Source organism: Thioalkalivibrio sp. AKL17 (assembly GCF_000377885.1).
In the GTDB taxonomy this organism is placed as follows: domain Bacteria; phylum Pseudomonadota; class Gammaproteobacteria; order Ectothiorhodospirales; family Ectothiorhodospiraceae; genus Thioalkalivibrio; species Thioalkalivibrio halophilus.
Genome location: NZ_KB898764.1, coordinates 265,349 through 289,898, shown reverse-complemented (window position 1 = coordinate 289,898; position 24,550 = coordinate 265,349). Strand labels below are relative to the sequence as shown.

Sequence of the window (24,550 nt, the reverse complement as noted above, 5' to 3'; positions counted from 1 at the left end):
CTCAGCTCCGTCCGTAGCTGTCGTCCAGGCGCACGATGTCATCCTCGCCCAGGTATTCCCCGCTTTGCACCTCGACCATCACCAGCGGAAGAATGCCGGGGTTCTCCAGGCGGTGCTGGTGACCGGCCGCGATGTACGTCGACTCGTCCGTTCTCAGCAGGTGCTCGCTTTCGCCGTTGACCACCCTGGCCGTTCCGCGCACCACCACCCAGTGCTCGCTGCGATGGTGATGCATCTGCAGGGACAGCGACGCCCCCGGCTTCACCTCGATCCGTTTCATCTTGAAGCGTTCGCCCTCCTCCAGCACGGTGTAGGTGCCCCAGGGGCGATGCACGGTCACGTGGTGGTGATGCAGCTCACCGCCATTGGCCTTGAGACGCTGGACGATCTTCTTTACGTCCTCGCTGTGCTCCTTGCGGGCCACCAGCAATGCATCAGCAGTATCCACGATCACCAGGTCCTCCACGCCCACGGCGGCGACCAGACGATGCGGGCTGCGAACATAGGTATCGCGGCAGTCTTCCAGTTCGGCCTGGCCGACGACGCGATTGCCCGCCGCATCCGGCTCCACCAGCCCGGCCATCGCCTGCCACGACCCGATATCGCTCCAGCCCGGGTCGCAGGGCACCACGGAGACCCGCGAGGATTTTTCCATCAGGGCGTAGTCGATGGAGTCATCCTCGACCGCACCGAAGCTCTCCGGCGCAAGCCGAGTTACGCTGTGCCCCTCCCCTTCGCTGCGGCCGGCGGCCTCCAGGGCAGCGGTCACGGCCTGCAGCAGAGCCGGCGCGTGCCGGTTCAGCTCTTCGAGCAGGGTGCCCGCACGAAAGCAGAACATACCCGCGTTCCACAGATGCCGGCCACCGGCGAGATACTGCTCCGCCTGCTCGCGATCGGGCTTCTCCACGAAACGTTCGACCTCGAGGACATGGCTGCCGGACAGATCGCTGCCCTCCGGGACCTGGATATAGCCGAAAGCGGTTTCCGCGCGCGACGGCGGGATGCCGAAAGTCACCAGGCGCCCGTTCGCGGCCGCCGCTGACGCGCGCGCCACCGCCCGCACGAAGGCGTCCTCGTCCGTCACCAGGTGATCGGCCGGAAGCACCAGCATCAGCGCGTCGTCGCCGTAGCGGGCCTGCAGCTCCAGCGCCGCGGCACACACGGCAGGCGCCGTGTTGCGTCCGAAGGGCTCCAGCAGGTAGTGCAGCGGCACGGACAGCGCCAGCTCGCGGTATTCGTCCTCGGTGCGGAAGAACAGATCGCGATTGGTCACCGTGGTCAGACTCTCCACGCTGCCGGTGGCCACTGCACGCAGACAGGTCTTCTGCAGGAGCGACCGCCCGTCTTCCATCCGGATGAAGGGTTTCGGGTTGGTTTCCCGGGAGACCGGCCACAGTCGCGAACCGACGCCCCCCGCAATGATGACGATATGCATACAAACACCTCCGGGAAACGCTGATCAATGTGCGTGTTTGCGCTCGAATCGCCGGTGCGCCCCGGGGTGGGCCGTGGCCGGAAACGCCGCGACTTTCTCCTCCCAGGCCAGGGCATGACGTACGATCAGGTCAAGATTGGCGTATTGCGGTTGCCAGACCAGGGTCCCGCGGATGCGCTCGGCGTTGGCCAGCAACGCGGGCGGATCGCCTTCCCGACGCCCGCCGAAGGTCACCGCGAAATCGACACCGCTCGCGCGCTTCACGGCGTCGAGCACTTCGAGCACGCTGTAGCCATGGCCATAGCCACAGTTGAGGACCTGCGAATCGCCGCCGTGCTGCAGGAATTCGAGGGCACGCACGTGGGCGGCCGCCAGATCCTCGACGTGGATGTAATCCCGTTCGCAGGTGCCATCGCGGGTGTCGTAGTCGGTGCCGAACACGGTGATGCCGTCGCGCTGGGCGGTGGCGGCCTGACAGGCGACCTTGATCAAATGGGTGGCGTCGGGTGTGGCCTGACCGAGGCGCCCGCGGGGATCGGCACCGGCCACGTTGAAATAGCGCAGACTGACATAGCGCAGGCGAGAAGCGGCCCCCAGATCCATCAGCATCCGTTCGGACATCATCTTGGAGGCGCCGTAGGGATTGATCGGCTGCAGCGGGGCATCCTCCGCCACCGCGGACGTATCCGGGATACCGTAGACGGCGGCGGTGGAGGAGAACACGAAATAGCCCACGCCGGTATCCGCGCATCCCCGCAGCAGGTTCAGGGTGTTGCGGGTGTTGTTGTCGTAGTACTTGAGTGGTTCGGCCACTGATTCCGGAACCACGATGTGGGCGGCAAAGTGCAGCACACCTTCGAATCCGCGCGCCAGAACCCGCCACAGGCTCTCGCTGTCGGCAAGATCCGCGACCACCAGCTCGGCGTCACCCACGGCCCATGCATGCCCGGTCGAGAGGTTGTCGTAAACGGTGACCGCATGCCCCGCTTCGCGCAGATGCCGCACCACGTGGCTGCCGATATAGCCGGCGCCGCCTGTTACCAACAGTTTCATGATGATGTCCCCTGTTCCCGGCCTCCGGATGGCTGTTCCGCATTCGCAGGCGTTGCCGGGCGGTCCCGGGACCGCCACCGATACCACTGGATGCCCAGATATTCGTGCATTGCCAGCCAGCTCATGCGCAGTGCACTGGCCCGGGGCCGGAACACCCCGGGCGACATCCCGTTGTCCGGGGCTATGAACGCCCCGGTCGGGGCCGGGATCACCTCGACCCCCGCTTGTTCGAACGCTCGTATGGCCCGCGGCAGGTGGTGGGCGTGGGTCACCAGCAACGGGCGCTCCAGCCCGGCCTCGCGCAACAGCCGGGCCGAATGCAGCGCATTGCCCCGCGTATCGCGGGACCGGTCCTCCCGCAGGATCGAACTCACGCCGAATTCTTCGAGCACCTCGGCCATCCACCGCGCCTCCGGCTCGCGACCTTTCGCGGCACCCCCGGAAGCGATCACCGGGAGTCCCGTACGTCGATGCAGCACCGCCGCATAGCGCAGGCGGACCAGGGCGAGGTCATTGACCGTCTCCCCGGAAAACTCCGCCGCACCGCTGCGGTAACCCGCCCCCAGCACCACGATGGCGTCGGCCTTGACCAGCACCGGATCATCGGGAGGCTCATACGGGGTCTGCAGCGGTGCCATCAGTGCGTAGCCCACTGGCGGAATGGAAAAGAGATAGAGCAGCAGGACCCCGGCCACGGCGAGCCATCGACCCGCCGGCCGGTGCCAAAGCAACAACCCGACCATGGCCAGCACCAGAGGTCCCGCGGGAGGCAGAAACCAGGCGGCCAGCGCGCGCAACGAGAAGATCTCCAGAATGTGCCCCCTTCATCGTCAGATGAAACCTGCGGGGAGCGCTGTCCCGGGCCAGCACTGGCCACGGGGACGTCGCGCACCCGGAGAAACCGCACCCGACAGGCACCTCAGAAACGCCGTTCGGGGATAATCAGGGTGTCGCCCGGGACCATGTCGACGTTGGCCGAGATGTCCCCCCCGTTGACCAGGTCATCGAGACGCACCCGGTATTGCTGCCGCTCACCATCCTCCTGACGCACGATCAGTGCGCGATTGCCGGCGGCGAAGTCGGTAATACCCCCGACGGCGATCATCACGTCCATCACGCTCATGTCTTCGCGGTACTGCAGTGCCTGAGGCTCCGCCGCCTGTCCGATCACGCGAATCTGGCGGTCATACGGGCCTGCAAAGCCGGTCACCATCACGGTCACGATCGGGTCGCGCAGCAAACGCGAGAGTTCTTCTTCCATCTCCCGGGCCAGTTCGGTCGGGGTCCGGCCGCTGGCCTGCACGTCCTCTACCAGGGGTGTCGTGATCTGCCCGTCGGGCCGCACGGACACCCCGGTGGAGAGGTCCGGATTGCCACGCACCGATACCTGGAGGGAATCCCCCGGACCAATCACGTACTGATCCAGCACGGCCTGTTCAACCTCGCTCGGAGCATCCGGTGAATCATTCATGGCACAGCCGGCCAGCAGCAGTGGCACGAGAATGATCAGAGCCGGCCCGGCGTTTCGAAAGTATGAAATGGACATTGTGATTTCTCCCCTGGCTTTCAGTATTTCAAAAAATGGCTAAGAACACCCCTGCCTCGCCGCACCCCCGAACCTGAAATCGATCCGCAATCGAAAACAACGATCGGCCATGATGCCGGGGTTTTTGTTCTGGTTAACAGCCAGCTTTCAGATCGAGCATAGTCCAACTTAAGGGAACATTTCCAGAGCAGAATTAATGTCAATAAATTTTACATTGGACACCCGCGGACGCATGTTGGCGAACCCGATCAATGCGACACCGGAGATGTTCAATGTGGCCGATTCATTCTCCTTGCCGAAACGGCGTCGCCAGTTTGGGAAGAGCCCCATAAGAACGCAACTGCCGGTTTTTTCCGCCTCAGTCACCCGCCAGGTCGCCGGGAAACCGACCGCCTGCAAAGACGAACCGAATTCTCCCGAGAGCCGGGATTTGTTCGGTAGCGCACAGACGCCCCCTCCGCAGACCATTAGTTTTCTACTCAACGCAGCCCCCGATCCATGACGGGATGTGGAGAACCGGGTACTGCTGTTCATATGGAGGAATTGAAATGAACAAGAATCAGATCAAGGGCAGGACAGACGCTGCCAAAGGCAAGGTCCAGGAAATCGCCGGAGACATTACTGGTGACAAGAAAACGGAGCAGGAGGGCAAGATGAAAAAATACGGCGGGAAGGCCGAGGCCGCCTACGGGGATCTCAAGAGCGACATCAAGAAAGCCACGGACTGACCCATCGCGGAACGGAGAACAACAGGCCACCAGGGCGGGGGCTCGACGAGTGGGCTGGGGGTTGTCCTCCACGCCCCGCACGACTCCGCGGAACAAGTGGGAGAAAAGGGGAACGTGAGAATCGACCACCTTGCCCGCCGCCGGCAGCCTGCCCCGGTGACAGCGTTGCGGCCCGGTCGTTGCTGTCCGGCCACACCGCTCTCACCGCACCCGCCAGGAAACGCAAACGACTCGAGGGCGTACGGAAACAGCGGAACGCGCCTTCTCCGGCACGTTCGTTCGTGCGCGCTTGCGCGGAGGTATTAGCTGTGCGCATCTTCAGTCATTACATCCCTCGCCGGGTTCTGGCGCTGGCCGCGGCAGAACTCCTGATGGCGTATCTCTGCCTGTATCTGGTGCTCACGCTGCCCCCGTTCGAGCCCGAGGGGCTCAGCCTGCTCGATCCCGTATTGATAGGCGCCACGGCCGTGGTGCTGCTGGTACTGATGCTCGCGGGGCTTTACGAATCGGATTATCTTTCGACCCATGGCGTGCGCGGTTCGCTGCCCCGCCTGGTTCCTGCCCTGCTGGTCGTGGCCGGGGTACTCGCGCTGTATGGCCTGACAACGCCCAGCGCCCTGTTCTCGCCCGCTGCAGCAGCCGGCGCGGCGCTCGTGTTACTGGGCGGTCTGGCGGCGGAACGCAGCCTGTGGGGCAATGTTTCTTCGGTGGACGCATTCAAGCGCCGGATCCTGGTGCTCGGCACCGGAAGTCGCGCTCGCGCCATCGAGTCGATCGACGCGGCTGCACTCCCGTACCGCATCCTCGGATACATCGCGACCGACGGCGAGAAAGACCGCCCCGAGGACCCGGAGCGCCACCTCACTCTGGACGGCGAGACCAGCCTGATCGATCTGATCCGCCAGCATCGCGCTCAGGAGGTGGTCGTTGCCATTCGCGATCGCCGCTCGAACCTGCCGATGAAACAGCTGCTGGAATGCAAGCTGCGAGGGGTGGCCATTACGGACATTTCCACGTTCTTTGAACGCGAGCAGCAACGGGTGCGGCTCGATTCGCTCAATGCCAGCTGGCTCGTCTTTGGCGAAGGTTTCCGTCAGGGCAGGACTCGCAATGCCGTCAAACGGACTTTCGACATCATGGCCAGCTCGCTGCTGCTGCTGGTGACACTTCCGGTGATGCTGGTGACCGCGGCCGCGATCAAGCTGGAGAGTCGTGGACCGGTTTTCTTCTGGCAGACCCGGGTCGGCCTGGGCAACCAGCCATTCGAAGTCTGCAAGTTTCGCAGCATGCGCGAGGATGCCGAAGTCGACGGCGTCGCCCGCTGGGCGGTACAGGACGATGACCGGGTCACCCGCGTGGGGCGACTGATCCGCAAGTTGCGGATCGACGAGCTGCCGCAGGTCATCAACGTCTTTGAAGGCAGCATGTCGTTCGTGGGACCGCGCCCCGAACGGCCGGTGTTCGTGCAGGAACTGACCGAACTGATCCCCTACTTCCCGACCCGCCATACGATCCGTCCCGGCATTACCGGCTGGGCCCAGGTGCGATATCCCTACGGTGCTTCGGTCGAGGATGCCCGGCAAAAGCTGCAGTACGACCTTTATTACGTAAAAAACCACACCCTTTTCCTGGACATACTGATCCTGTTCGAGACAGTCCAGGTCGTGCTGTTCGGGCGCGGCGCGCGCTAGGTTGCAGGTCATGGATCTGGCCGCCGCCAGCTATTTCATCGCCGCCCTGGCCTTTGCCGTACTCATCGCCCTGGCACTGGGTCGATGGCGCGAGCGTCCGGGCAGTTTCTGGGTTACGGGGGCTGCCGGGCTCTCGCTGATCTGGGCGACCTACATGGGTCTGCTCGCGCTGGGCTCGGGGGTAACCCCGCTCGGCGGCGGGGCCTTCGAGGTCCTGCGCAATGCCGGCTGGTTTGCGCTGCTGCTGGCGCTTCTCAGCGGGCGTGATGACCAGCCGGCCCGACTCTTCGGTGCCCTGCGCTCCGTCACCCTCGCCATCCTCGTGTTCCTGCTGGGTGCGCTGTTCTTGCTCACCTGGCCGGCGGTCGAGCTGCTTGGTCCCTGGCCCGCGGTCGCGGTGCTGGCGATGGCGGTCCTCGGCCTGGTGCTGGTGGAGCAGGTCTATCGCAATACCCCCCCTCACCGTCGCTGGGAGATCAAGTTTCTGACCCTGGGCCTGGGAGGGGTGTTCGCCTTTGACCTGTTCCTGTTCGCCGAGCTGGTGCTGTTTCAGGCGGTGGACGGACCCGCCTGGCAGGCGCGCGGACTGGTCAACGCCATCGTGGTGCCTCTGATCGCGATCTCCCTGGCCCGGCGCCCGGTAAGACTCGACGCGCCGACCGTCTCCCGCAAGCTTCTGTTCCACACCGCGGCCCTTACCGGGGCCGGGCTGTACTTGCTGGCGGTGGGTGCGGCCGGATACTACCTCCGTCATGTCGGGGGCGACCTGGGTGCGCTGCTGCAGGTCACCTTCCTGTTCGGGGCGGTGGTTATCCTGGGAGTCATCCTCACCTCGGGCAGTCTTCGTGCTCGTCTGCGGGTCTTTCTCTCCAAGCATTTCTTTCATGATTCGTTCGACTATCGCGAGGAATGGCTGCGTTTCACCAGCACCTTGTCGGCCGAGGATGACGACCTGCCATTCCGGCAGCGCGCAATTCAGGCGATCGGCGAACTGGTGGAAAGTCCGGGAGGGCTCCTGTGGACGCGCGAGCGGGACGGCTCCTGTCGTCTGGACGGAGTGCTCAACATGGGCGAGCCGGACTACCCCTCCGAGCCTCCCGAGAGCGCGCTGGCGGAATTCCTGCGGCGGACCGGCTGGGTTGTCAGCCTGGACGAGTATCGTCGCGATCCGGGGTTGTACGACCTTCTCGAGTTACCCGAATGGTTGCTCCGGACCCCCCGACACTGGCTGATCGTGCCCCTTCTCAAGGGCGAAGACCTGCAGGGGTTTGTAGTGCTGGCACGCCCGCGTGCGCCCCGCAAGATCGACTGGGAAGAGCGCGACCTCCTCAAGACGGCAGCCCGCCAGCTCGCGGTTTACGTGGCCCTGGTGCAAACCGACGAGGCGCTGCTGGAGGCGCGTCAGTTCGAGACTTTCCATCGGCTGGCCGCCTACCTGGTCCATGACCTCAAGAACGTCTCCGCACAGCTGTCCCTGGTCTGCTCGAACGCCGACCGCCATGCGGAGAACCCGGCATTCGTGCGCGATGCCTTCCGCACCGTGGCCGGTGCCCGCGAGCGTCTCGAACGCACCCTGCAACAGCTGCGACAGGGCCAGCCCGGGCCGGCGGTCGCGCCGCGGACCCTAGATCTGCAGGCCCTCCTGCAGGAGGTGATCACTGCCAGTCGGGAGCTGCAGCCGGAACCTCTTCTGACCACCACGGAACCGGTCCGGGTGACCGCCGACCCCGAAGGGCTCCGCAATGTGCTGATGCACCTGGTGCGCAATGCCCAGGAAGCGACCCCGGACGACGGCAGCGTAATGCTGGGTCTGCATGCTCAGGAGCCCTGGGCCGTGGTGACCGTGACCGACAACGGTCAGGGAATGGACCAGGATTTTCTCAAACACCGCCTGTTCCGGCCTTTTCAGACCACCAAGGGGAACGCCGGCATGGGCATAGGCCTGTACGAGGCCCGTGACCACATTGTCGTCATGGGTGGCCGTATCGATGTCCAGAGCGCGCGGGGTGAGGGGACGCAGTTCACATTGCGACTCCCGTTGCCGACTGCCGTGGCGCCCGAAACCCAGATCCCGATAACCGGAGGCGTTGCGTGAGCTCACTGCCCAAATTACTGATCGTGGAAGACGACGAGGGCCTGCGCAATCAGTTGCGCTGGTGTTTCGATGGTTACGAAATCCTGGAAGCGGAGGATCGATCTTCGGCGATGACCGAAATCCGGCGCCATGCCCCCGGCCTGGTCACGCTGGATCTGGGCCTGCCCCCGGATTCGGCCAATGCCTCCGAGGGCCTGGAACTATTGCAGGAAATCCTGGCCGAGGCACCAGGAACCAAGGTGATCGTGGTGACCGGCAACGATGATCGGTCCAATGCCCTCAAGGCCGTGGCCCTCGGGGCCTACGATTTCTACATCAAGCCGGTCGAGTCCGATCTGTTGCGCATGATCGTGGATCGTGCGGCACGGCTCTACGCGCTCGAGGCGGAGAACCGCGCCCTGGCCCTCCACTCGAACAGCCCGTTGTCCGGATTGATTACCTCGGACCCCGACATGCTCAAGGTCTGTCGCATGGTGGAACGCGTGGCGCCATCCGACGCGACAGTCCTGCTGCTGGGCAGCAGTGGCACCGGCAAGGAGGTACTGGCACGCGCGCTGCACGATCTGAGCGACCGGGCGAACGAGCGCTTTGTCGCCATCAATTGCGCGGCGATTCCGGAGAACCTGCTGGAAAGCGAACTGTTCGGTTACGAGAAGGGCGCCTTCACCGGCGCCTCCCGCCAGACCATCGGCAAGATCGAACACGCCAATAACGGGACCCTGTTTCTTGACGAGATCGGGGACTTGCCGCAAAGCCTGCAGGCGAAGCTCCTGCGATTCCTGCAGGAACGCAAGGTGGAACGCCTCGGCGGCCGCGCCGAAATCCCGGTCAATGTGCGCATCATCGGGGCCACCAACCAGAACCTCGCGGATCTGATTCGTGACGGATCGTTCCGCGAGGACCTCTACTACCGGATCGGCGAAATCGAGATCCGGATCCCGCCCCTGAAAGACCGCCAGGGCGACGCCAGCCTGATTGCTCACGCCCTGCTGAAACAGTTCGCACGGGAACAGAGGAAGCCCCACCGCGGCTTCACGCGTGACGCAACGGATGCGATCGAAGCCTACGACTGGCCCGGCAATGTGCGCGAGATGGAGAACGTGGTCCGCCGCGCCGTGATCATGGCCGACGGGCCACTGCTTACCGCCCGCGACCTTGGACTGGATCACCTGACGGAAGAGGCGCCCTCTCCCCGACTGCGCGAGGTCCGCAACAGCGCCGAACGCGAAGCCATCCTGCGCGCCATGGCGCGCAGCAATCAGAACATCGCCCAGGCCGCGGACCTCCTGGGCGTCACCCGCCCGACCGTCTACAGCCTGCTCGACAAACTTGGCTTGAGGGAAACCCGATGAAGAATCCGTACCCGCAACGCCCCGCGCGTTTTCGTCACTCGCGCCCGGCGTTCCCGACCGCTCTTCTGACACTGGCCCTGCTGGCCGCCACCGGCTGCGATGGACTGGGCAGCGCCAGCGAGGCCGACTACCTCGAGCGTGCCGACCAGTACATGGAACGGGGTGATTACGCTGCGGCGATCATCGAATACCGCAATGCCCTGCGCGAGGAAAGCCGGGCCCCAACCCGCGCCGGTCTCGGCCTCGCCTACCACCATCACGGCCAGCACGACAACGCCGTGAGCCATCTTGAGCGCGCGTGGCACCAGCAGGAGCAGCCCGATCTCGTATTGCCGCTGGCCCGCAGCCTCTTTCACCTGAACCGGCTGGAGGAGATCGAGGACCTGGACCCTCCGGCGCATCTGACCGACACGGAGAAAGCGGAATTCCTGAGCTATCAGGCCCTGGGCCTGGTACGAGCCGGAGATACGGAGTCCGGCCACGAACGTCTCGAACAGGCTCGTTCGCTGGATCCCGGCCTGGCCATTCTGCACCTGACCGAGGCCGAGAAGGCCTTTCGTGACGGTGATATCGAGGCAGCCTTCACCGCAGTGCGGGCCGCCCTCGACGCCGACGAAGAGCTGGGTGCCGCATGGAGCCTGAAGGGAGACCTGAAACGTGTGGAGGGGGATGTCGATGCTGCCCTCGCCGCCTATGACCGTTCCGTGGAGCTGCGTCCGGACCAGATCACCGAGCGTCTCAAGAGAGGTTTTGCGCACTTCCACCTGGAAAACATGGAAGCGGCGGCGGCCGATGCCGAGGTCCTGCGGACCGGCGCACCCGGGCATCCCGGCGGCCATTTTCTGCAGGGCATGATCCATTTCCACCAGGACGAATACGACCAGGCTCAGGCGTATCTGGAAGAAAGCCTTTCCGCTGCCCGCAATTACCGCGCGGCGATGCCCTACCTGGCGGCCATTCACCTGGAGAACGGCAACCTGACCCAGGCGGAACACCAGCTCCAGCGCCACCGCGCGCTGGGTGAAAGCACCTCCATGACCTATCAGCTGCAGGCCCGGATCCACCTGGAGCGCGATGAAACCGATCACGCACGCCGAGTGCTGGCGAACGCCCTGGAGAGCCGCCCGGAACTCACGCCGGAGCTGGGTAACCTGCTGGCCGCAGTTTACCTGGAGACCGGCCACACCGAGCAGGGCGAAGCCCTGCTGCGGACCTCCATCGAAGAAGGTCACGCCACGCCGACCATGCGCCGCATGCTGGCACAGGTGCTTGTCGAGCGCGGCGAGGAAGACGAGGCCGCCGCCGTCCGCGAGAGCACGGCCGGCGAATCCGGGAACACGGCCGAGGCGGAAGCCATGACCCATCTCGGGGCCGGCCGCTATTCTCGGGCGCTGGAACTCACGCGCGAGATGATCGCGGACGCGCCGGACGCGGCCCAGGGCTACAACGTCAAGGGTGCGGCCCTGCTGGGGCTGGACCGTGTGGAGGAGGCCCGACTGACATTCCAGGAAGGCCTGCAGAAGGTCCCCGACAGCATCAGTCTGGCCATGAACCTGGGCTCGCTGGAGCTGCGGATGGGCCATCGCGATGCAGCCACCGAGGTGTTCGAGGAATTGCAACGCCGGCAACCCGGCCATCCCGGGTCAGCCATGCGCCTCGCGGGGATGGCCCTCAGCGATGGACGCCCGGAACAGGCGGCCGAGTGGCTTGAACCGGCCATCGAACAGGCCCCCGATCAGCTGCAGCCGCGCCTCATTATGGCCCGTGCTCAGCTCGCACAGGACCGCCCGGATGCTGCCGTTGAGACCCTGGCACAAACCCTGGAACGCCACCCCGAAGAACCGGAGGCCCTGTTCGCCATGGCCGACGTGCAGGAGCGCCGCGGAGCGCCGGAGGAAGCGGTGGATCCAATGCGCCGGCTGACTTCACTGCGACCCGACAACGCGACCTTCCAGTTCCGCCTGGCACGCGTTCTCGCCGCCAGTGGCGCCCCGGAGGAATCCGTGGTCGCGCTACGCGAGGTCCTGTCCCTGAACCCCGAGCGCATGGACGCACGGCAGGCCCTGGTGCGCCAGCTCAGCCTCATGGGGCAAGTGGATGAGGCCCGGGAGGCCTTTGGCCCGCTGGAAGAGGCCGGGCCCGACCTGCCGGCCGTGAAGGCTCAGCGGGCCTGGTTCGAGGCCCGCGCCGGTGACCACGAGGCCGCTGCAAAATCCTATTCTGCGGCGATCGAGCAGCAGCCACGACGGGAATGGCTGGCCGAACGTCATCAGGTACGCATGGCAGCCGGGCAGACCGAACAGGCGCTGAGCGAACTGGAGGAATGGTTACAGCGCTATCCCGAGGACCCGGGCGCACGCCACCTGCTCGGGTCGACCCTGGTGGAGCTGGGCGAGGAGGAGAGCGCCATCAGCACCTACCGGGTCCTGCTCGCCCGGCACGAGGACGACGTGATCGCGCTCAACAACCTTGCCTGGCTGCTGCGGGAACGCGACAACGAGCAGGCGCTGGATCACGCCCGCCGGGCACGGGACCTGGCGCCCGACCATTCCGTGGTCCTCGACACCCTGGGTGTTGTACTGCTTTACGGCGATCAGCCCGGCGAGGCCCGCGAAGTGCTGGAGACCGCCTTCGACGATGCCGCTTCCACCCCGGACATCGGCTACAACCTGGCGCGGGCACGCGACCGGGCCGGCGATTCCACGGGCGCACGCACCCTGCTGGAAGCCATCCTGCAGGAAGGAGGCGATTTCCCTGAGCGCAACGAGGCGCGGGCGCTTCACGATCAGCTGGCCCGCTGAGGGGATCCGGCAGGCCCGTACAGAAGGTTTACACCGGGCCCGGAAACCCCGCCCGGTGCACCTGGACCACCGGAGAAAGGTTCTTTTAACTTACTGTAATTCGGCCCTTTTCTGCAACTATTCATCCTTTGGCACGAGGTCTGCATAAGTATCCTTGCGGTACCCATTCAGACCTTTCAAAGGAAATGACGATGAACTACAAGAATCTCCTTTTGACAACAGCACTGGGCATGGCGATGACATCGCCTGCCCTCGCCGGATCCTTTGTCATTGATGTTGATCAGGACTTCAGTGGCAACAGCAGCACGCAGACCGGCGAGATCGACACACTCGGAACCAGTAACACGCTGGCCTCGTCCTTCTACCTGGGCGACCCGAATACCGCGGGTACCCAGTTCGTGGACACCAATCTCGAAAGCAGCATGGATGGTTTCGGATTCTCGGAGGGCAACTTCACGGCAATCGACGGTGAATCATCGGTATCGCTGAAATATCCGGACGATGTCGCCGACAAGAATGTCGTGAATCTCAACTTCGTGAGCGGAGTCGGTGGCACGCAGGCCAATAACGGCTTCTCCTCCGACGAATGGTTCTACGACGACACCGGCTGGGGACTCACCTTCGATTACGAGATCCAGGGGGAGGTCTACGAGACGGACAACGGCGACCTGAGCATTCGCTACACCGATGGCTTTTTCGACACCTACTTTGAAGACGGCGCCTCCGGTGACCGGACCAAGGTGATGCGCATGGACGTCGAGGGCTCCGTGATCCAGGCCGCCAATCTCGACATCATGGGCAAGGTGAGTTTCGACGACGAATGGGCCGACAACGAGTTCGTCCGGAACTTCTTCATCGATCACGAATCCGGCGAGAGCTTCTACGACATTGCGAGCGAAGAGGGCGGTGCCGGCATCCCCATCAGCTGGCGCCTTGACACCAACGTGGATCCGCCCATCCCGACGGCTGACCAGCTGGTGGAGCTGGAGAGCGGCGCTCTGGTTCGCCAGACCCAGCTGAACAGCACCGTACGCTACGAAGTGCCGGAGCCGGGCATGCTGATCCTGCTGGGCACCGGTCTGCTGTTCCTGGGCTTCATCGCCATCCGTGGCCGCCGGCAGACGAACGACAACAACCTGCGGGCGCAAGTCCCGCAGGTGTAGCCCGGGCCTTCCTTGCCCCCCCCCTCAAGGAAAGGCCCCTTTTCGGCCCCGTCTCCGGACGGGGTCTTTTTTTGTGCCGGTTACAGGGGTCTACGCGCCGCCAGTCAGGAGAGAACCGGGCGGTTCCTCAGACGGTGGCCCAGGACCAGCAGTGCGGGCAGCACCAGCAGGTCGAAGATCAGCGCGGCGACCAGCCCGAAGGCCGTGAGCAAACCGAAGGCGGCGGTCGGCTGAAAGTCGGACAGGGCCAGCAACAGGAACTGCCCGACCAGCACGATGGTGGTGGCCGTAATCGCGCGGCCCGTGCGGCGGAACGTACGGGCCAGGGCCCAGGCGACCGAACTGCCGGCCAGACGGCGCTGGCGATAGCCGTACAACAGATGAATGGTGTCGTCCACGGCGATACCGATCGCGACACTGGCGATCATCGCCGTAGCCATGTCCAGCCAGATGCCGAGAAACCCCATCACCGCAAAGATCAAGGCCAGTGGAGCAAGGTTCGGGAGCATGCTCACGGCGGCCAGCGGGACCGAGCGCCACATCACCAGCATCAGCAGCGCGAGCATGCCGGCCACGGCGTACAGGCTGTGGAGCTGCCCCTGAATCAGCAGGCGTTCCTGATCGGCGAACAGCCGTGCCATCCCCGCAAGATCCCACTGCATGTCCGCCGGGGGGTGCGCCTCCAGGCGGTCGCGCAGATCATCCATCAGCGCATTGATCTCGCGGGCCCCGTGAGCATTCAGGTTGACCAGCAGCCGACTGCGCCCGAAATCCCGGTCGACCACGTCGTACAGGTCGCGACCGTCGTAGATAAACAGATACTGCGCCACCAGGTCGCTGCTGTCCGGGATCGTCCGGAAGGCCGGATCCTCTTCGTTGAAGGCCCAGTGCATCTCCGCGACCAGGTCCGGGAGCGACATGCTGTAATCCACCTCCGGCCGGGCATCCAGCCATTCCTGTACCGAATGGATGGCCTGCAGGCGGTCCGGGGCCTGCAGGCTGTCCCATTCCGGCCCCTGGAACACCACCTCAAGGGCCATCACGCCGGAAAGCTCCTCCTCGACCTGCCGGGTCGACTGAGTGATGGGGTGGTGATCGTCAAAGAAGGCATACAGATCGGTCTCGACCTCGACATGCCGGATCTGCGGCAGCGCGATCGCGATCAGCACTGCGGCGATGGCCACCACCCAGCCGGCGCGGCGGATGGCCAGATGGGCCGCGAAGCCGGTGACGCGGTCCAGCAGGCGCAGGCTCCGCCGGGGCGCATGCCACGGGCCCCGGTCCCAGCGGGCCATCAGAGCTGGCAACAGCCACAGAACAATGGCCGCCGCCAGCAATACACCGAATGCCCCGACCAGCCCGAAGCCGCCAATCGGCCGGATACTGCTCACGTTCAGCGAAGCCAGACCCGCCGCGGTGGTCAACGCCATGAAAAGAATCGGGCGCGCCACCGCCTGCAGGGCCGCCACCACGCGATCGCGCCCGAGATAACCCCGCTGCGCCGCATGCAGCTGGGCATTGAAGAAGTGCATCAGCATGGCCACGGTCAGGGCCGTCAGCAGCGGTGGCAGAATCGCGGAGATCAGCGTGAACGGCCGCTCGAGCAGGATCAGCAGTGCGATGGCGGGACCGGTAACGGCGCTGATGGTGGCGGCCGCGACTCCCACCACCAGCCAGCGCCGGAACAGCCACCACAGCAGCAAAAGTCCGATTGTCATGGTGCCCGGCACCAGCAGCGCCAGGTCGGTCAGCATCGCGCGCAGCTGAGCCACGTCCAGGGCGATATGGCCGGCGACCGCGGACAGGTCGTCCGCGAGCCCGTGTTCCGCGATCCCCGCCCGCAGCAACTGTTCCAGCTGGAGCCGCTGGAGGCTGTTGTCGAGGGCGTGCGGACGGACCACCAGCGCGATCGCCTCGCCCGAGTCGGCCACCACCAGCCCGGGTGCGAAGCGGTCCTCCAGCGCTCGCGTCCGCCAGGCCTCCGGCGTACGGCTGTCCAGTTCCCGCGGATCGATCAGTGGCTCGACCGAAAAGCCGGCTGGCGTCGCACGGATGTGGTCCAGGGTGGTGACCGACAGCACCCGCTCGACCGCCGGGGCGGCTGCCAGCGCCTGCGAGAGCGCCCCGATGCGTTGCAGGAATTCGGTCTGGTAGACGCCCTCTCCGGAAAACAGGGCGACAATCACCTGGTCCTGGGGAAAATGCTCGCGCAGCTCGCGGTCGAAGACCACGGCCGGTGCGTCCTCGGGGAAATAGATCTCGGGGGCGTTGTTGAAATCGACCTGCAGCAGGACGGGCCCGGGCAGGACGACCAGGAGGGTCAGGAGAACCAGTGCCAGGGACGGATGCCGCAGCATCCAGTGCATCAGAACTGGCCCCGCCAGCCAATGACCAGCATCCGGTTGTCGCGATAGAAGTCACCGGCGGTTCCGTCCGCGCCGTCCAGCCAGTGAGCGCCGATGAAGAACTCCATGGGCTCGCGGGCGGTCCATGCCAGTTCCGGATGCAGGTAGACGTCGCGCCGGTTCAGTCCCAGCGAGTACCGCAGCCGCGCGTTCCACGCGTGACCCGCGAACGGCAGTTCGAACTCGCCGGTCAGGAAATAGCTCTCCGTGTCATCGAGCACGTCGCCGGCGCCCATCAGGTGCTGCCCGGTCAGCTGAGTGGTCATGCGGAAATCGCCATCGCCGGGGAACCCCTCGACACCGATCACCCAGTCGAAGCCTTCGGTCGTTTCCTGGCGCAGATCGTCCGCGCGAGTCACGGGAACATCGCTCAGCCAGGCCGCCTCCGCGCGCCAGGTCCACGCCCCCGCGGCAAAGGCGATATCTCCCCCGGCGACCCAGGTTCGCGGATGGATGGCCTCCAGGGTCGCCTCTTCCGGCGGAGGCATGCCGGCGAGGATCGCCTGGCGTGTTGCTTCGTCAAACCGATAATAGGGTTCCGAGTGACGCGCCCGCTGCAGGGTGACGGCGAAATCGGCACCGCGCCCGGCACGCGCCAGACGGATACCCCCGCCCCCGTTGCCGGAGAGATCATCGTCGACATCGGCCTGGCGAATGAAGGGGGCCAGCTCCGGTTGTGCCGGGAGGCCCAGCAGTTCGCCGCGATTGCGATCCACCGGGTGCCACAGGCTGTCCCGGTGCGGCAGTTCGGCCTCGCGAAACAGCGGGAGAAACACCAGATCCGCATGCCAGGCGCCCTGGAAAAACTCCGCGCGGATCGCCGGGCTGGCGCGCCGCCGATCCGCATAGTCATCCAGACCGAAGCGAGTCAGATCCTTCGTGCTCAGGCGGTCGGTCGGCGGGATCTCGTCGACGCGCCCCCAGAGGATCTGCTGCGCCCCGAACGTGAAGCGTGTCCGGTCCCCGCGATAACGCAGGTAGGTCTCGTCGTAGTCGGCCCTCAGCCGCGAGACCCCCGGATAGTCACCGCCTTGCTGCAGCTGCGCATCGACGCGCGCACCCAGACGCAGTTCCCAGGCCTCCCCCAGAGGGCGGGCGGCGGAGACCACGGCACGGCCATGCTGGGTGAAATCCACGGGACGATCGGAGGTCGCGAGGATCCCCGCCTCCACGTTCGCATCATCCACCCGTGTCCGCCAGGGCGAGTCCGGTTCGGGTGCCTCGCTTTCAGCGTCTCCGGCCTCCCCCTGAACTCCGAAGGTAAAGCGGACGGGGGCCTCTTCCGGCGGATTCTCCGTCATACCCTCCGTCGCGGCCGTCTCGCCGACGGCCGTTGGCGGCACGACGACCCCCAGCACGGCAAGGAACAGCCCCGCCCGGCCCGGATGCCGGCGCGGCCGCGCCCGTTCAGGGCCGATAGGGGCGCGCACGCTGCGGATCCGCCAGACCACGCGTGGTGAACAGGTCACGCGGCAGGTCATTGTCGTAGACCACATCCTGAACTCCGAGGATCGTGATGCGGCCGCTGTCGAGATCGGTCATGCTGCTGCGCATGACCGTCCAGTAGCCCTGGATTTCTTCCATTTCCTGAACCTCCATGCGTTTGGACGGCTCTTCCCCGCCCTCGTACAGGTCAATGCGCAGCGGGATCAGGGTCTCTTCGTGTATCCAGCTCACGCGCTTGCTGTAGGTCGAGTTGCCGGGATCGACCGGCACGCTTTCCAGGATCGTGACCTCGACTTCCTGGAACGTGTCCTGACCCAGGATCCGATGATCATCCTTGTGCGGCTCGCGGTCTTCGAGATCCTCGAAATACAACTCGGACTGAACGAAACTCCCGCCCCGGTTCTCGCCGGAGACCCGGCGCTCACGCTGCGTTGCGGGCAGGTACAGCCACTGGTCCACATCGCCACCGGGGTGGTTGTGAATCAGCAGGGCGGTATCGGCGATGTTCCCGGGCGAGGTGAAGCGAATGAGGTTCCAGCTCTCGCCGGGCTCATCGCCATCCAGGCGGTATTCATAGCTCTCGCGCACGCGCTCGCGGCGGCCCTCCCCGGTCAGGGTCATGGTTCCCCGGGTCACGACGTCGTTGCCTTCGGGCCGCTCGTGGACGGCCTCTGCCAGTTCGCGGCCCGCGTCGTCGGCCGCGGCCACCGGGGCGAGTACCGGTCCGACGGCCAGCATGCCAAGGGCCATGAGGTTCGTTTTCATTCGTTGCATGCGGTTACCCCGTTCCCGAAGGTGAAGCGGTCGCGCGCCGTCGCTGCAGTCGAGCGAGCCGGCGGCGCGCGAAATGAATCAGCAGTCGCTGGACCGGATTGCGGTTGCCACCCGGTCGCCAGGTCCGTGCCAGGCGCTGACGATAGGCATCATAGTGCACCCCGCGCGGGACCCAGGTGCTTCTACCGCGGCCCAGCAGGGTTTTCAGGACTTCGGTCCCCATGACCCCGGCACACAGCTCGCACGCCATCGGCGTCGAGGGCCCGCGCCGGGCCTCGAAGTCCACCGCGTCGGGGTCGACCAGGTAGCCCGTGTGCAGCATCGCCGGCGCCAGACCCACCATGAAGCGTATCGACAGCTCGGTGTCGGACAGGTCATCGCGCAGATCGAAATAACGATCAAAGCTCATGCCCCCGGGACGAAAATTAAGCAGCGCAGCTCCGAAGCCGAGCGGTGCCACGGTCACGGCAGGGATGCCCATGCGATCACAGGCGGCGAAGACTTCGCGGCGAATCTGGAAGGCGAAGAAATCGAGTCCGTCGACATAGACGTCGATCCCCTGAAGGAACGCATCCAGGTTGCCGGTATGGACACCTTCCGGAAAGCTGCGGATCTCCAGTTGCGGATTGATGTCCAGCGCCAGGTCCCGCAACGCGTCCACTTTGGGCCAGCCCATTCGCGACATGCTCGCCCCGGCCTGGCGGTTCATGTTGTGCAACTCGAAGTGGTCGAAGTCGGCGATGTGGAAATGCCCGACACCCAGCCGGGCGAGGGTCAGCAGATGGCTGCCGCCCACGCCCCCCAGCCCCGCGATGGCGATCCGGGCGTTGCGCAGGCGCTCCAGTTCGGTCCGGGTCACCCAGCCGATCGTGCGAACGAAGGCGACGTTGTAATCGAACCCGGACATCAGGCAGCCCGGACCCGCGACACCCGATCCGCCGGAGGCTCCATGTTCCCGGTGAAGATGTCATAGGCGTGGTGATACAGGTCTCGCAGAAATTCCGAGCGTTCGATGCCTTCGCTGGCCGTCTCGCGGTGAATGTAAAAGGCAGCCCGCCGGCCATGGTATTCCTGCAGCCTGCCCACTTGTGCCATGGGCAGCCCGGTGCGTCGCAGGATGCGCGCCAGGGACGGTTCCATCATGGCAAAGGCATGCTCCTTGCCGTGCAGCGTCGCCATCGCGGTGGCGCCCATGAAAAGCCCGAGCGCAAGCATGGGGAAAGAGCGGTACTGCTCCGCCGCGATCTGTCGGGTGCGCACGTCCCCCCGCGGGGTTGCCGCCTCCCCACGACGGCGTCGGAACCGGCCGTGTACAGCCAGGCGCGAGACCTCACAGACCAGGCCGCGATCCAGACGATCCGGACGCTCGGGAACATCCAGGAAACTGCCCCGACAGTATTTCTCCATCGGGAGCTCGGTGTGGGAACCTCTGCCACTGGCGGGGACAATGCGCACACACCCGGCAGCGGTCCCGCTGGAACGGTGTTGCAGGACGCAGTGCCAGGAGTCCGCATCATACTCGTCGATTTCCTGTTCCTCCGGGCAGTCCTCCTCGCGTTCAAAGTGGAATTCGCGGCAGTAGACCTCGTAGCGCAGGCGAAAGACCGCTCTCAGAGCAGCGGCATCAAGGGGCTCGAACAGGTCGAAGTCCCGGTGAAACGCAGTGGTCAGCGGATCCTGGTCCACGCCGGAGCCCCCTTCAGCTATCTTGCAGTTGCGGGCAGTCCATCCCGCTGGCGCCCTGAACGTCCTGTACGTCCTGTACGTCAGGGGGGTGAGTCTCCAGGGGCCAGTACATGGGAATGTAGTGTGCACCGGTAGTGACTGCAGGGAGACCATAGCGCTGGCGCCAGTTCCTGAGCCGGTCCGCGGCGGCCGCCGCGTCCACCCGGTACGGGATCCGCAGGCCACGATGATCGCGTGCCTCCCCGCACTGTTCCAGTGGCAGTCCGAACCGGCACAGCAAGCGGGCCAGCGCCGGCCGGATCAGAAACTGGAGATGCGGATATCCATGTTCGACGGCGTAGGCCTGAGCCGCCTGGGACAGATGGTAAAGCACCCTCGACGATTCGAGATGCTGCGCATCACAGGCGATCAGCCGCGAGATCTCCAGGGGTGGCACCTTGCCCGGATCATGCGGTCCATCCGGGAGGATCAGGCGCATGGTTCCCACCCACCGCCCGCGACCGTGAAACGAGCCGACACGCACGACGAAGTGTTCCGAGCGCTGATCGAGGGCGTCGCGCTCCAGACCGTCCCGATACCGACTTGGCGGTTCATAGCCGTTTTCTACACAGTAAATTCGGTAACGCAGGCCGAAATGCACGCGGCGCAGCGACTCCGAACGTGCCAGATAGACCCGAATTGGTGCTTCTGGATGCATGGTATTCACTGACTCCCCGCCTGATCGTCGAATATCCGGTGCAGACCGGACCTCAATCAGACATGATGTTTGCAAGCAGCCCCACGGGTGTTGTCCGGAACTGCCCCGGCCCTGCTTGTCTGGTGGGTTCACAAATATTCGGATCGGGAAAACTGCAGGCCCGCCCTCCCCTGGCCGGCAAACACAACCACCGCCTCACGCACGTTGCCGTTGGGTACCGCAACGCGGATCGGGGTGCCCGGCCCGGGAAGCGCCCGGTAGCCCGTCGGCGCGGCAATGCGCGCACCACCCCGCGACAGGTCGACCAGACGGCAACGCAGAGCCTCGCCCCGGACCCATATCCGGGTGATCATGTCGATCAGGTAGCGAGGCCAGCGCCTGCGGTCCTTGCAGACGGTCTCCATGAATTTCGACAGATCCTCGGTTTCCTCGCCCTGGACGTATTGCCAGGCAAACGCCGCCCCCCAATGGTCCTGGTCGGAAGAGAAGCAATAGATGGAGGCTTGCGCCGACCGGATGACCGGGGGAGCACCCAGCGCGTCAATGACCGCCGCAACAAAACTCGCGGAGACTGACTCGTATTCCTCGCCCGTGGGCAAATACTCACAGAGCTCGGCGCGAACCTCGTTCACGACCTCGCGCCGCCCTTCCCAGTCACGTTCCTGCAGGGTTGGCAGCCAGAAATCGGCCAGCTCACGGGCGAGGTCTTCATGGTTCATGCGGTGTCTCCGCTCAATGCCGGGGCACATGGCCCTGTCTGCGAAGACTCAGCAAAAAACGGACCAGACCACATAACACCCTGATAACAAGAAACAGAAGACTGCGTGTCTCCGGCTGACCGCTGGAATAAAGCCGCTCATGTAAACAAAAACAACACGGTCACCACTTCCCTGAAACACTTCCGCTGTAAAAGTATTTGACGTCCACGGAACCGAATAACGCCCGAGAAGCCCTTTGTGTAAACATTTCCGACAAATGTGGACAAAGCCCCAGAAACCATCTTCAATGGTGACATTGACAATCAAAAACCAGCCGCAAACGATACCGCCGGGTAAAGAACGGGATACCACTCCCGCTCAGCCATGGGTCGTCTTTTAGCCACCTTTGGGGGGTATGGCCACAAGCCGGATTCTATGGAAAAGATAATCTACGAATTCCTTCATCACGCGCGCGCCACCTGGAACCGCCGATGGTGGATCCTTCCGGTTGCCTGGATCATCTGCCTGGGCGGCTGGGCATATATTCACAACCTGCCGGACATCTACGAGGCGGACGCGCGGGTCTATGTAAACACCCAGTCGGTGCTCGACCCGTTACTGCGCGGCATGACCGTAAGGCCGGACACCGAACAGCGGCTCCGGATGATCACCCACACGCTCCTCAGTCGCGACAATCTCGAACAGATCGCGCGGAACAGCGATCTCGACGTGGTGGAAGGCAACTCCAGCCTGGATGACCAGGTCGCCATGTTGCGCGAGGAAATCACCCTCGAGGGCGGGCAGCGGGACAACATCTACCAGGTCGGTTTCCGTCATCACGACCCCGATGTGGCCCATCGGGTGGTCCGGCAGACGGTCAACCTGTTCATGGAACGCGGCATGGGCGATTCGCGCCTCGATCTGTCGACCTCGCAACAGTTCATCGAACGTCAGCTCGAAAACTACGAACAGCAGTTGCAGGAAAAAGAGGCGGAAATCGAGGAGTTCAAGCGCGACAATGCGCGTTTCCTCAGCGGGGACGGCAACTTTTACAGCCGGATGGAGCAGGCGCGCGAGCAGCTGCGGCAAGCGCGCTTGCAGGAGCGCGAGGCGCAAAGCCGCCTGCAAGCCCTGCAGCGCCGCGCGGCAGAGGCTGGCGCCGGCGGCCAGGCCCGTTATCAGAACCCGGAGCTGGAGCGGCGCATCAGCGACCTGCAGGACAACCTCGATGCCATGCGCCAGCGCTATACGGACGAACATCCGGATGTCCGTTCCGCGCGCCGCATGCTGGAAGAACTCGAGCAACGGCGTGAGCGTGAGGCCGAGGCCTATGCGCAGAACCCGCAAGCGCTACCGGAGTCCGGCGGCGGTTGGGGCAATGATCCCCTGCAGGTAGCGATTACCGAGGCCCGGAGCGAGCTCGCGTCCCTGCGGACCCGGATCGAGGATTTCGAGGATCGCGTCGAGCGCCTTGAGGGGGATGTCCATCGTGCCCCCGCAGTGGAGTCCGAGCTGACCTCCCTGACCCGCAACTACAACGTCATGCGCGATTCCTTCCGCCAGCTGCAGAATCGCCGTGAACAGGCGGTGATGTCGGGCGAGGTGGAAATGCAGACCGACGCCGTCGATTTCCGTGTCCTCGAACCCCCGCGGCGTCCGGACCAGGCGGCCTTTCCGGACCGACCGTTGCTGGCGGCCGGAATCCTGCTCCTGGGGCTGGGGGCGGGCAGCGGGTTCGCGTTCCTGCTCTCGCAAGTGCGGCGCACGATCAGCGACACCCGTCAGCTCGCGGAAGTCACCGGCCGCCCCGTGCTGGGCTCGATATCGCGCGTGCGCACCGCGGTGCACAGGCGACGCCGTTATTCGGAGCTGTTCTTCTTCGCACTGGGGGTCGGCAGTCTGCTGCTGGCGTTCGCGATCGTGATGACCCTCTATCTGACGGACACGGCCAGTCTGCTGGATAACGTGACCGGTTTCCTGCCATGACCGCTCCGACCCCGAACGCAGTGACCGAGCCACCGCGGCCCGGCGGCGCGGGGGTAAAGGCCGCGCGCCAGCCAGACTCGTACCCAACCGAAGGATGCGCCTCATGAGTATTATCGAAAAGGCCCTCGACAAGAGCCGAACCCGTCCTCGCCAGGGTACGGGGTCCGGCGACGAGCGCAGCGCCCCCTTCGGGGTGGCGGCCCCCGCACCGGAGCCATCGCGTTCGAAACAGGTGCACATCGATTTTGCCTGGCTGCGCAAGCAGGGCATCGTCATTCCGGGGGAGGAGCGTTCCTCGATCGCCGAGGAATTCCGGATCATGAAGCGGCCGCTGCTCAACAATGCCTTCGGCCGACATTCCGCGATGCAGATCCCCAGGGGGCGGCTGATCATGGTCACCAGCGCCCTGCCCCGGGAAGGCAAGACGTTCACGGCCACCAATCTCGCGTTGAGCATTGCGCAGGAGCTCGACCGTACGGTCCTGCTGGTGGACGCCGATGTAGCCCGGCCCGCGATTCCGATCACCATGGGCTTCGAGGCGGACCGCGGCCTGATGGACGTCCTGACGGACCCCGGGATCGACCTCCCGGATGTCCTGCTGCGCACGAACCTGGAAAACCTCACGATCCTGCCCGCCGGGCGCCCGCACGGCCGCTCCACCGAAATCCTCGCGAGCGACGTGATGATGCGGCTCATCAATGACCTTCACGAGCGTTATGACGATCGCGTCATCCTGTTCGACTCCCCGCCGCTGCTGGCGACCAGCGAACCCGGTGTACTGGCGAGTCACATGGGCCAGGTGATCATGGTCGTGGATGCCGACCGCACGCCCGCCGCTTCGGTCGAGCAGGCCATGGAGCAACTCCAGTCGTGTGATGTTGTCCTTTCCGCTCTCAATCGGGCCCCCGCCCTGCCGGGACTGGGCTACTACTATGGCGGGAGCTACTACCATGGACGTGAACACGAGGTACAAGCCCGTGCCGGGGCCTGAGCG

Annotated in this window: 19 protein-coding genes; 8 read left to right on the top strand and 11 right to left on the bottom strand. The window is 64.9% G+C overall.

Translation table 11 applies throughout. The features are described from left to right. Nucleotide 1: 1 nt before the first annotated feature. The 4 genes from D577_RS0101365 to D577_RS0101350 all read right to left on the bottom strand — a co-directional run bounded on the left by D577_RS0101365 (nt 2) and on the right by D577_RS0101350 (nt 4,034). Nucleotides 2-1,435 (bottom strand): mannose-1-phosphate guanylyltransferase/mannose-6-phosphate isomerase, encoded by a 1,434-nt coding sequence (locus D577_RS0101365; RefSeq protein ID WP_018945809.1) that lies wholly within the window; start codon nt 1,433-1,435, stop codon nt 2-4. 24 nt (nt 1,436-1,459) lie between these two features. Then, on the bottom strand, nt 1,460-2,488 hold the full coding sequence (galE, locus tag D577_RS0101360; protein WP_018945808.1) for a UDP-glucose 4-epimerase GalE: 1,029 nt from the start codon (nt 2,486-2,488) through the stop codon (nt 1,460-1,462). Continuing rightward, complete coding sequence (locus D577_RS13520; RefSeq protein WP_051073602.1) at nt 2,485-3,300, bottom strand: YdcF family protein; 816 nt, start codon at nt 3,298-3,300, stop codon at nt 2,485-2,487. The genes galE and D577_RS13520 overlap by 4 nt, the downstream gene beginning before the upstream one ends. A gap of 107 nt (nt 3,301-3,407) precedes the next feature. Then, complete coding sequence (locus D577_RS0101350) at nt 3,408-4,034, bottom strand: XrtA/PEP-CTERM system exopolysaccharide export protein (protein ID WP_018945806.1); 627 nt, start codon at nt 4,032-4,034, stop codon at nt 3,408-3,410. A 548-nt stretch (nt 4,035-4,582) separates the two neighbouring features. On the opposite strand from D577_RS0101350, the gene D577_RS0101345 reads away from it, so the two are divergent. The 6 genes from D577_RS0101345 (at nt 4,583) to D577_RS0101320 (ending at nt 13,864) form a co-directional block, all read left to right on the top strand. After that, nucleotides 4,583-4,762 (top strand): CsbD family protein, encoded by a 180-nt coding sequence (locus D577_RS0101345; protein WP_018945805.1) that lies wholly within the window; start codon nt 4,583-4,585, stop codon nt 4,760-4,762. A 308-nt stretch (nt 4,763-5,070) separates the two neighbouring features. Next, complete coding sequence (locus D577_RS0101340; RefSeq protein WP_018945804.1) at nt 5,071-6,453, top strand: TIGR03013 family XrtA/PEP-CTERM system glycosyltransferase; 1,383 nt, start codon at nt 5,071-5,073, stop codon at nt 6,451-6,453. Nucleotides 6,454-6,463: 10 nt separating this feature from the next. After that, complete coding sequence (gene prsK, locus D577_RS0101335) at nt 6,464-8,548, top strand: XrtA/PEP-CTERM system histidine kinase PrsK (RefSeq protein ID WP_018945803.1); 2,085 nt, start codon at nt 6,464-6,466, stop codon at nt 8,546-8,548. A 5-nt stretch (nt 8,549-8,553) separates the two neighbouring features. Beyond that, nucleotides 8,554-9,900 carry a PEP-CTERM-box response regulator transcription factor gene (gene prsR, locus D577_RS0101330; RefSeq protein WP_026288843.1) on the top strand — a complete coding sequence of 449 codons (1,347 nt, stop codon included), beginning with the start codon at nt 8,554-8,556 and terminating at the stop codon, nt 9,898-9,900. After that, nucleotides 9,897-12,701, top strand: a complete 2,805-nt coding sequence (prsT, locus tag D577_RS0101325) for an XrtA/PEP-CTERM system TPR-repeat protein PrsT (RefSeq protein ID WP_018945801.1) — start codon at nt 9,897-9,899, stop codon at nt 12,699-12,701. Before prsR ends, prsT begins: the two co-directional genes overlap by 4 nt. 191 nt (nt 12,702-12,892) lie before the next feature. Continuing rightward, nucleotides 12,893-13,864 (top strand): PEP-CTERM sorting domain-containing protein, encoded by a 972-nt coding sequence (locus tag D577_RS0101320; protein WP_018945800.1) that lies wholly within the window; start codon nt 12,893-12,895, stop codon nt 13,862-13,864. Between the two features lie 104 nt (nt 13,865-13,968). On the opposite strand, the gene D577_RS0101315 is transcribed toward D577_RS0101320, so the two are convergent. From D577_RS0101315 to D577_RS0101285, 7 genes are all read right to left on the bottom strand, one after another. Further along, a complete protein-coding gene (locus tag D577_RS0101315; protein WP_018945799.1) occupies nt 13,969-16,230 on the bottom strand; it encodes an RND family transporter in 2,262 nt (753 codons plus the stop codon). Continuing rightward, nucleotides 16,230-17,639 (bottom strand): hypothetical protein, encoded by a 1,410-nt coding sequence (locus tag D577_RS0101310; RefSeq protein WP_371180220.1) that lies wholly within the window; start codon nt 17,637-17,639, stop codon nt 16,230-16,232. Before D577_RS0101310 ends, D577_RS0101315 begins: the two co-directional genes overlap by 1 nt. Before the next feature lie 37 nt (nt 17,640-17,676). Then, a complete protein-coding gene (locus D577_RS0101305; RefSeq protein ID WP_244263427.1) occupies nt 17,677-18,453 on the bottom strand; it encodes an outer membrane lipoprotein-sorting protein in 777 nt (258 codons plus the stop codon). 40 nt (nt 18,454-18,493) lie between these two features. Then, complete coding sequence (locus D577_RS0101300; RefSeq protein WP_018945796.1) at nt 18,494-19,396, bottom strand: ThiF family adenylyltransferase; 903 nt, start codon at nt 19,394-19,396, stop codon at nt 18,494-18,496. Beyond that, nucleotides 19,396-20,175 (bottom strand): PEP-CTERM/exosortase system-associated acyltransferase, encoded by a 780-nt coding sequence (locus D577_RS0101295; protein ID WP_018945795.1) that lies wholly within the window; start codon nt 20,173-20,175, stop codon nt 19,396-19,398. Before D577_RS0101295 ends, D577_RS0101300 begins: the two co-directional genes overlap by 1 nt. 13 nt (nt 20,176-20,188) lie before the next feature. Further along, nucleotides 20,189-20,872 (bottom strand): GNAT family N-acyltransferase, encoded by a 684-nt coding sequence (locus D577_RS13515; protein ID WP_018945794.1) that lies wholly within the window; start codon nt 20,870-20,872, stop codon nt 20,189-20,191. 128 nt (nt 20,873-21,000) lie between these two features. After that, on the bottom strand, nt 21,001-21,591 hold the full coding sequence (locus tag D577_RS0101285) for a PilZ domain-containing protein (RefSeq protein WP_018945793.1): 591 nt from the start codon (nt 21,589-21,591) through the stop codon (nt 21,001-21,003). A gap of 414 nt (nt 21,592-22,005) precedes the next feature. Here D577_RS0101285 and D577_RS0101280 point away from each other — a divergent pair, with 414 nt between their 5' ends. Continuing rightward, nucleotides 22,006-23,556 (top strand): XrtA system polysaccharide chain length determinant, encoded by a 1,551-nt coding sequence (locus D577_RS0101280; RefSeq protein ID WP_018945792.1) that lies wholly within the window; start codon nt 22,006-22,008, stop codon nt 23,554-23,556. A 103-nt stretch (nt 23,557-23,659) separates the two neighbouring features. Beyond that, nucleotides 23,660-24,547 (top strand): XrtA-associated tyrosine autokinase, encoded by an 888-nt coding sequence (locus D577_RS0101275; protein ID WP_018945791.1) that lies wholly within the window; start codon nt 23,660-23,662, stop codon nt 24,545-24,547. The last annotated feature ends 3 nt before the right edge of the window (nt 24,548-24,550 follow it).

Excerpts from the sequence above, each read along its gene's own strand:
- D577_RS0101365 (WP_018945809.1), bottom strand. The coding sequence starts at position 1,435 with ATGCATATCGTCATCATTGCGGGGGGCGTCGGTTCGCGACTGTGGCCG.
- galE (WP_018945808.1), bottom strand. The coding sequence starts at position 2,488 with ATGAAACTGTTGGTAACAGGCGGCGCCGGCTATATCGGCAGCCACGTG.
- D577_RS0101350 (WP_018945806.1), bottom strand. The coding sequence starts at position 4,034 with ATGTCCATTTCATACTTTCGAAACGCCGGGCCGGCTCTGATCATTCTC.
- D577_RS0101345 (WP_018945805.1), top strand. The coding sequence starts at position 4,583 with ATGAACAAGAATCAGATCAAGGGCAGGACAGACGCTGCCAAAGGCAAG.
- prsK (WP_018945803.1), top strand. The coding sequence starts at position 6,464 with ATGGATCTGGCCGCCGCCAGCTATTTCATCGCCGCCCTGGCCTTTGCC.
- prsT (WP_018945801.1), top strand. The coding sequence starts at position 9,897 with ATGAAGAATCCGTACCCGCAACGCCCCGCGCGTTTTCGTCACTCGCGC.
- D577_RS0101320 (WP_018945800.1), top strand. The coding sequence starts at position 12,893 with ATGAACTACAAGAATCTCCTTTTGACAACAGCACTGGGCATGGCGATG.
- D577_RS0101315 (WP_018945799.1), bottom strand. The coding sequence starts at position 16,230 with ATGCACTGGATGCTGCGGCATCCGTCCCTGGCACTGGTTCTCCTGACC.
- D577_RS0101305 (WP_244263427.1), bottom strand. The coding sequence starts at position 18,453 with ATGCTGGCCGTCGGACCGGTACTCGCCCCGGTGGCCGCGGCCGACGAC.
- D577_RS0101300 (WP_018945796.1), bottom strand. The coding sequence starts at position 19,396 with ATGTCCGGGTTCGATTACAACGTCGCCTTCGTTCGCACGATCGGCTGG.
- D577_RS13515 (WP_018945794.1), bottom strand. The coding sequence starts at position 20,872 with ATGCATCCAGAAGCACCAATTCGGGTCTATCTGGCACGTTCGGAGTCG.
- D577_RS0101285 (WP_018945793.1), bottom strand. The coding sequence starts at position 21,591 with ATGAACCATGAAGACCTCGCCCGTGAGCTGGCCGATTTCTGGCTGCCA.
- D577_RS0101280 (WP_018945792.1), top strand. The coding sequence starts at position 22,006 with ATGGAAAAGATAATCTACGAATTCCTTCATCACGCGCGCGCCACCTGG.
- D577_RS0101275 (WP_018945791.1), top strand. The coding sequence starts at position 23,660 with ATGAGTATTATCGAAAAGGCCCTCGACAAGAGCCGAACCCGTCCTCGC.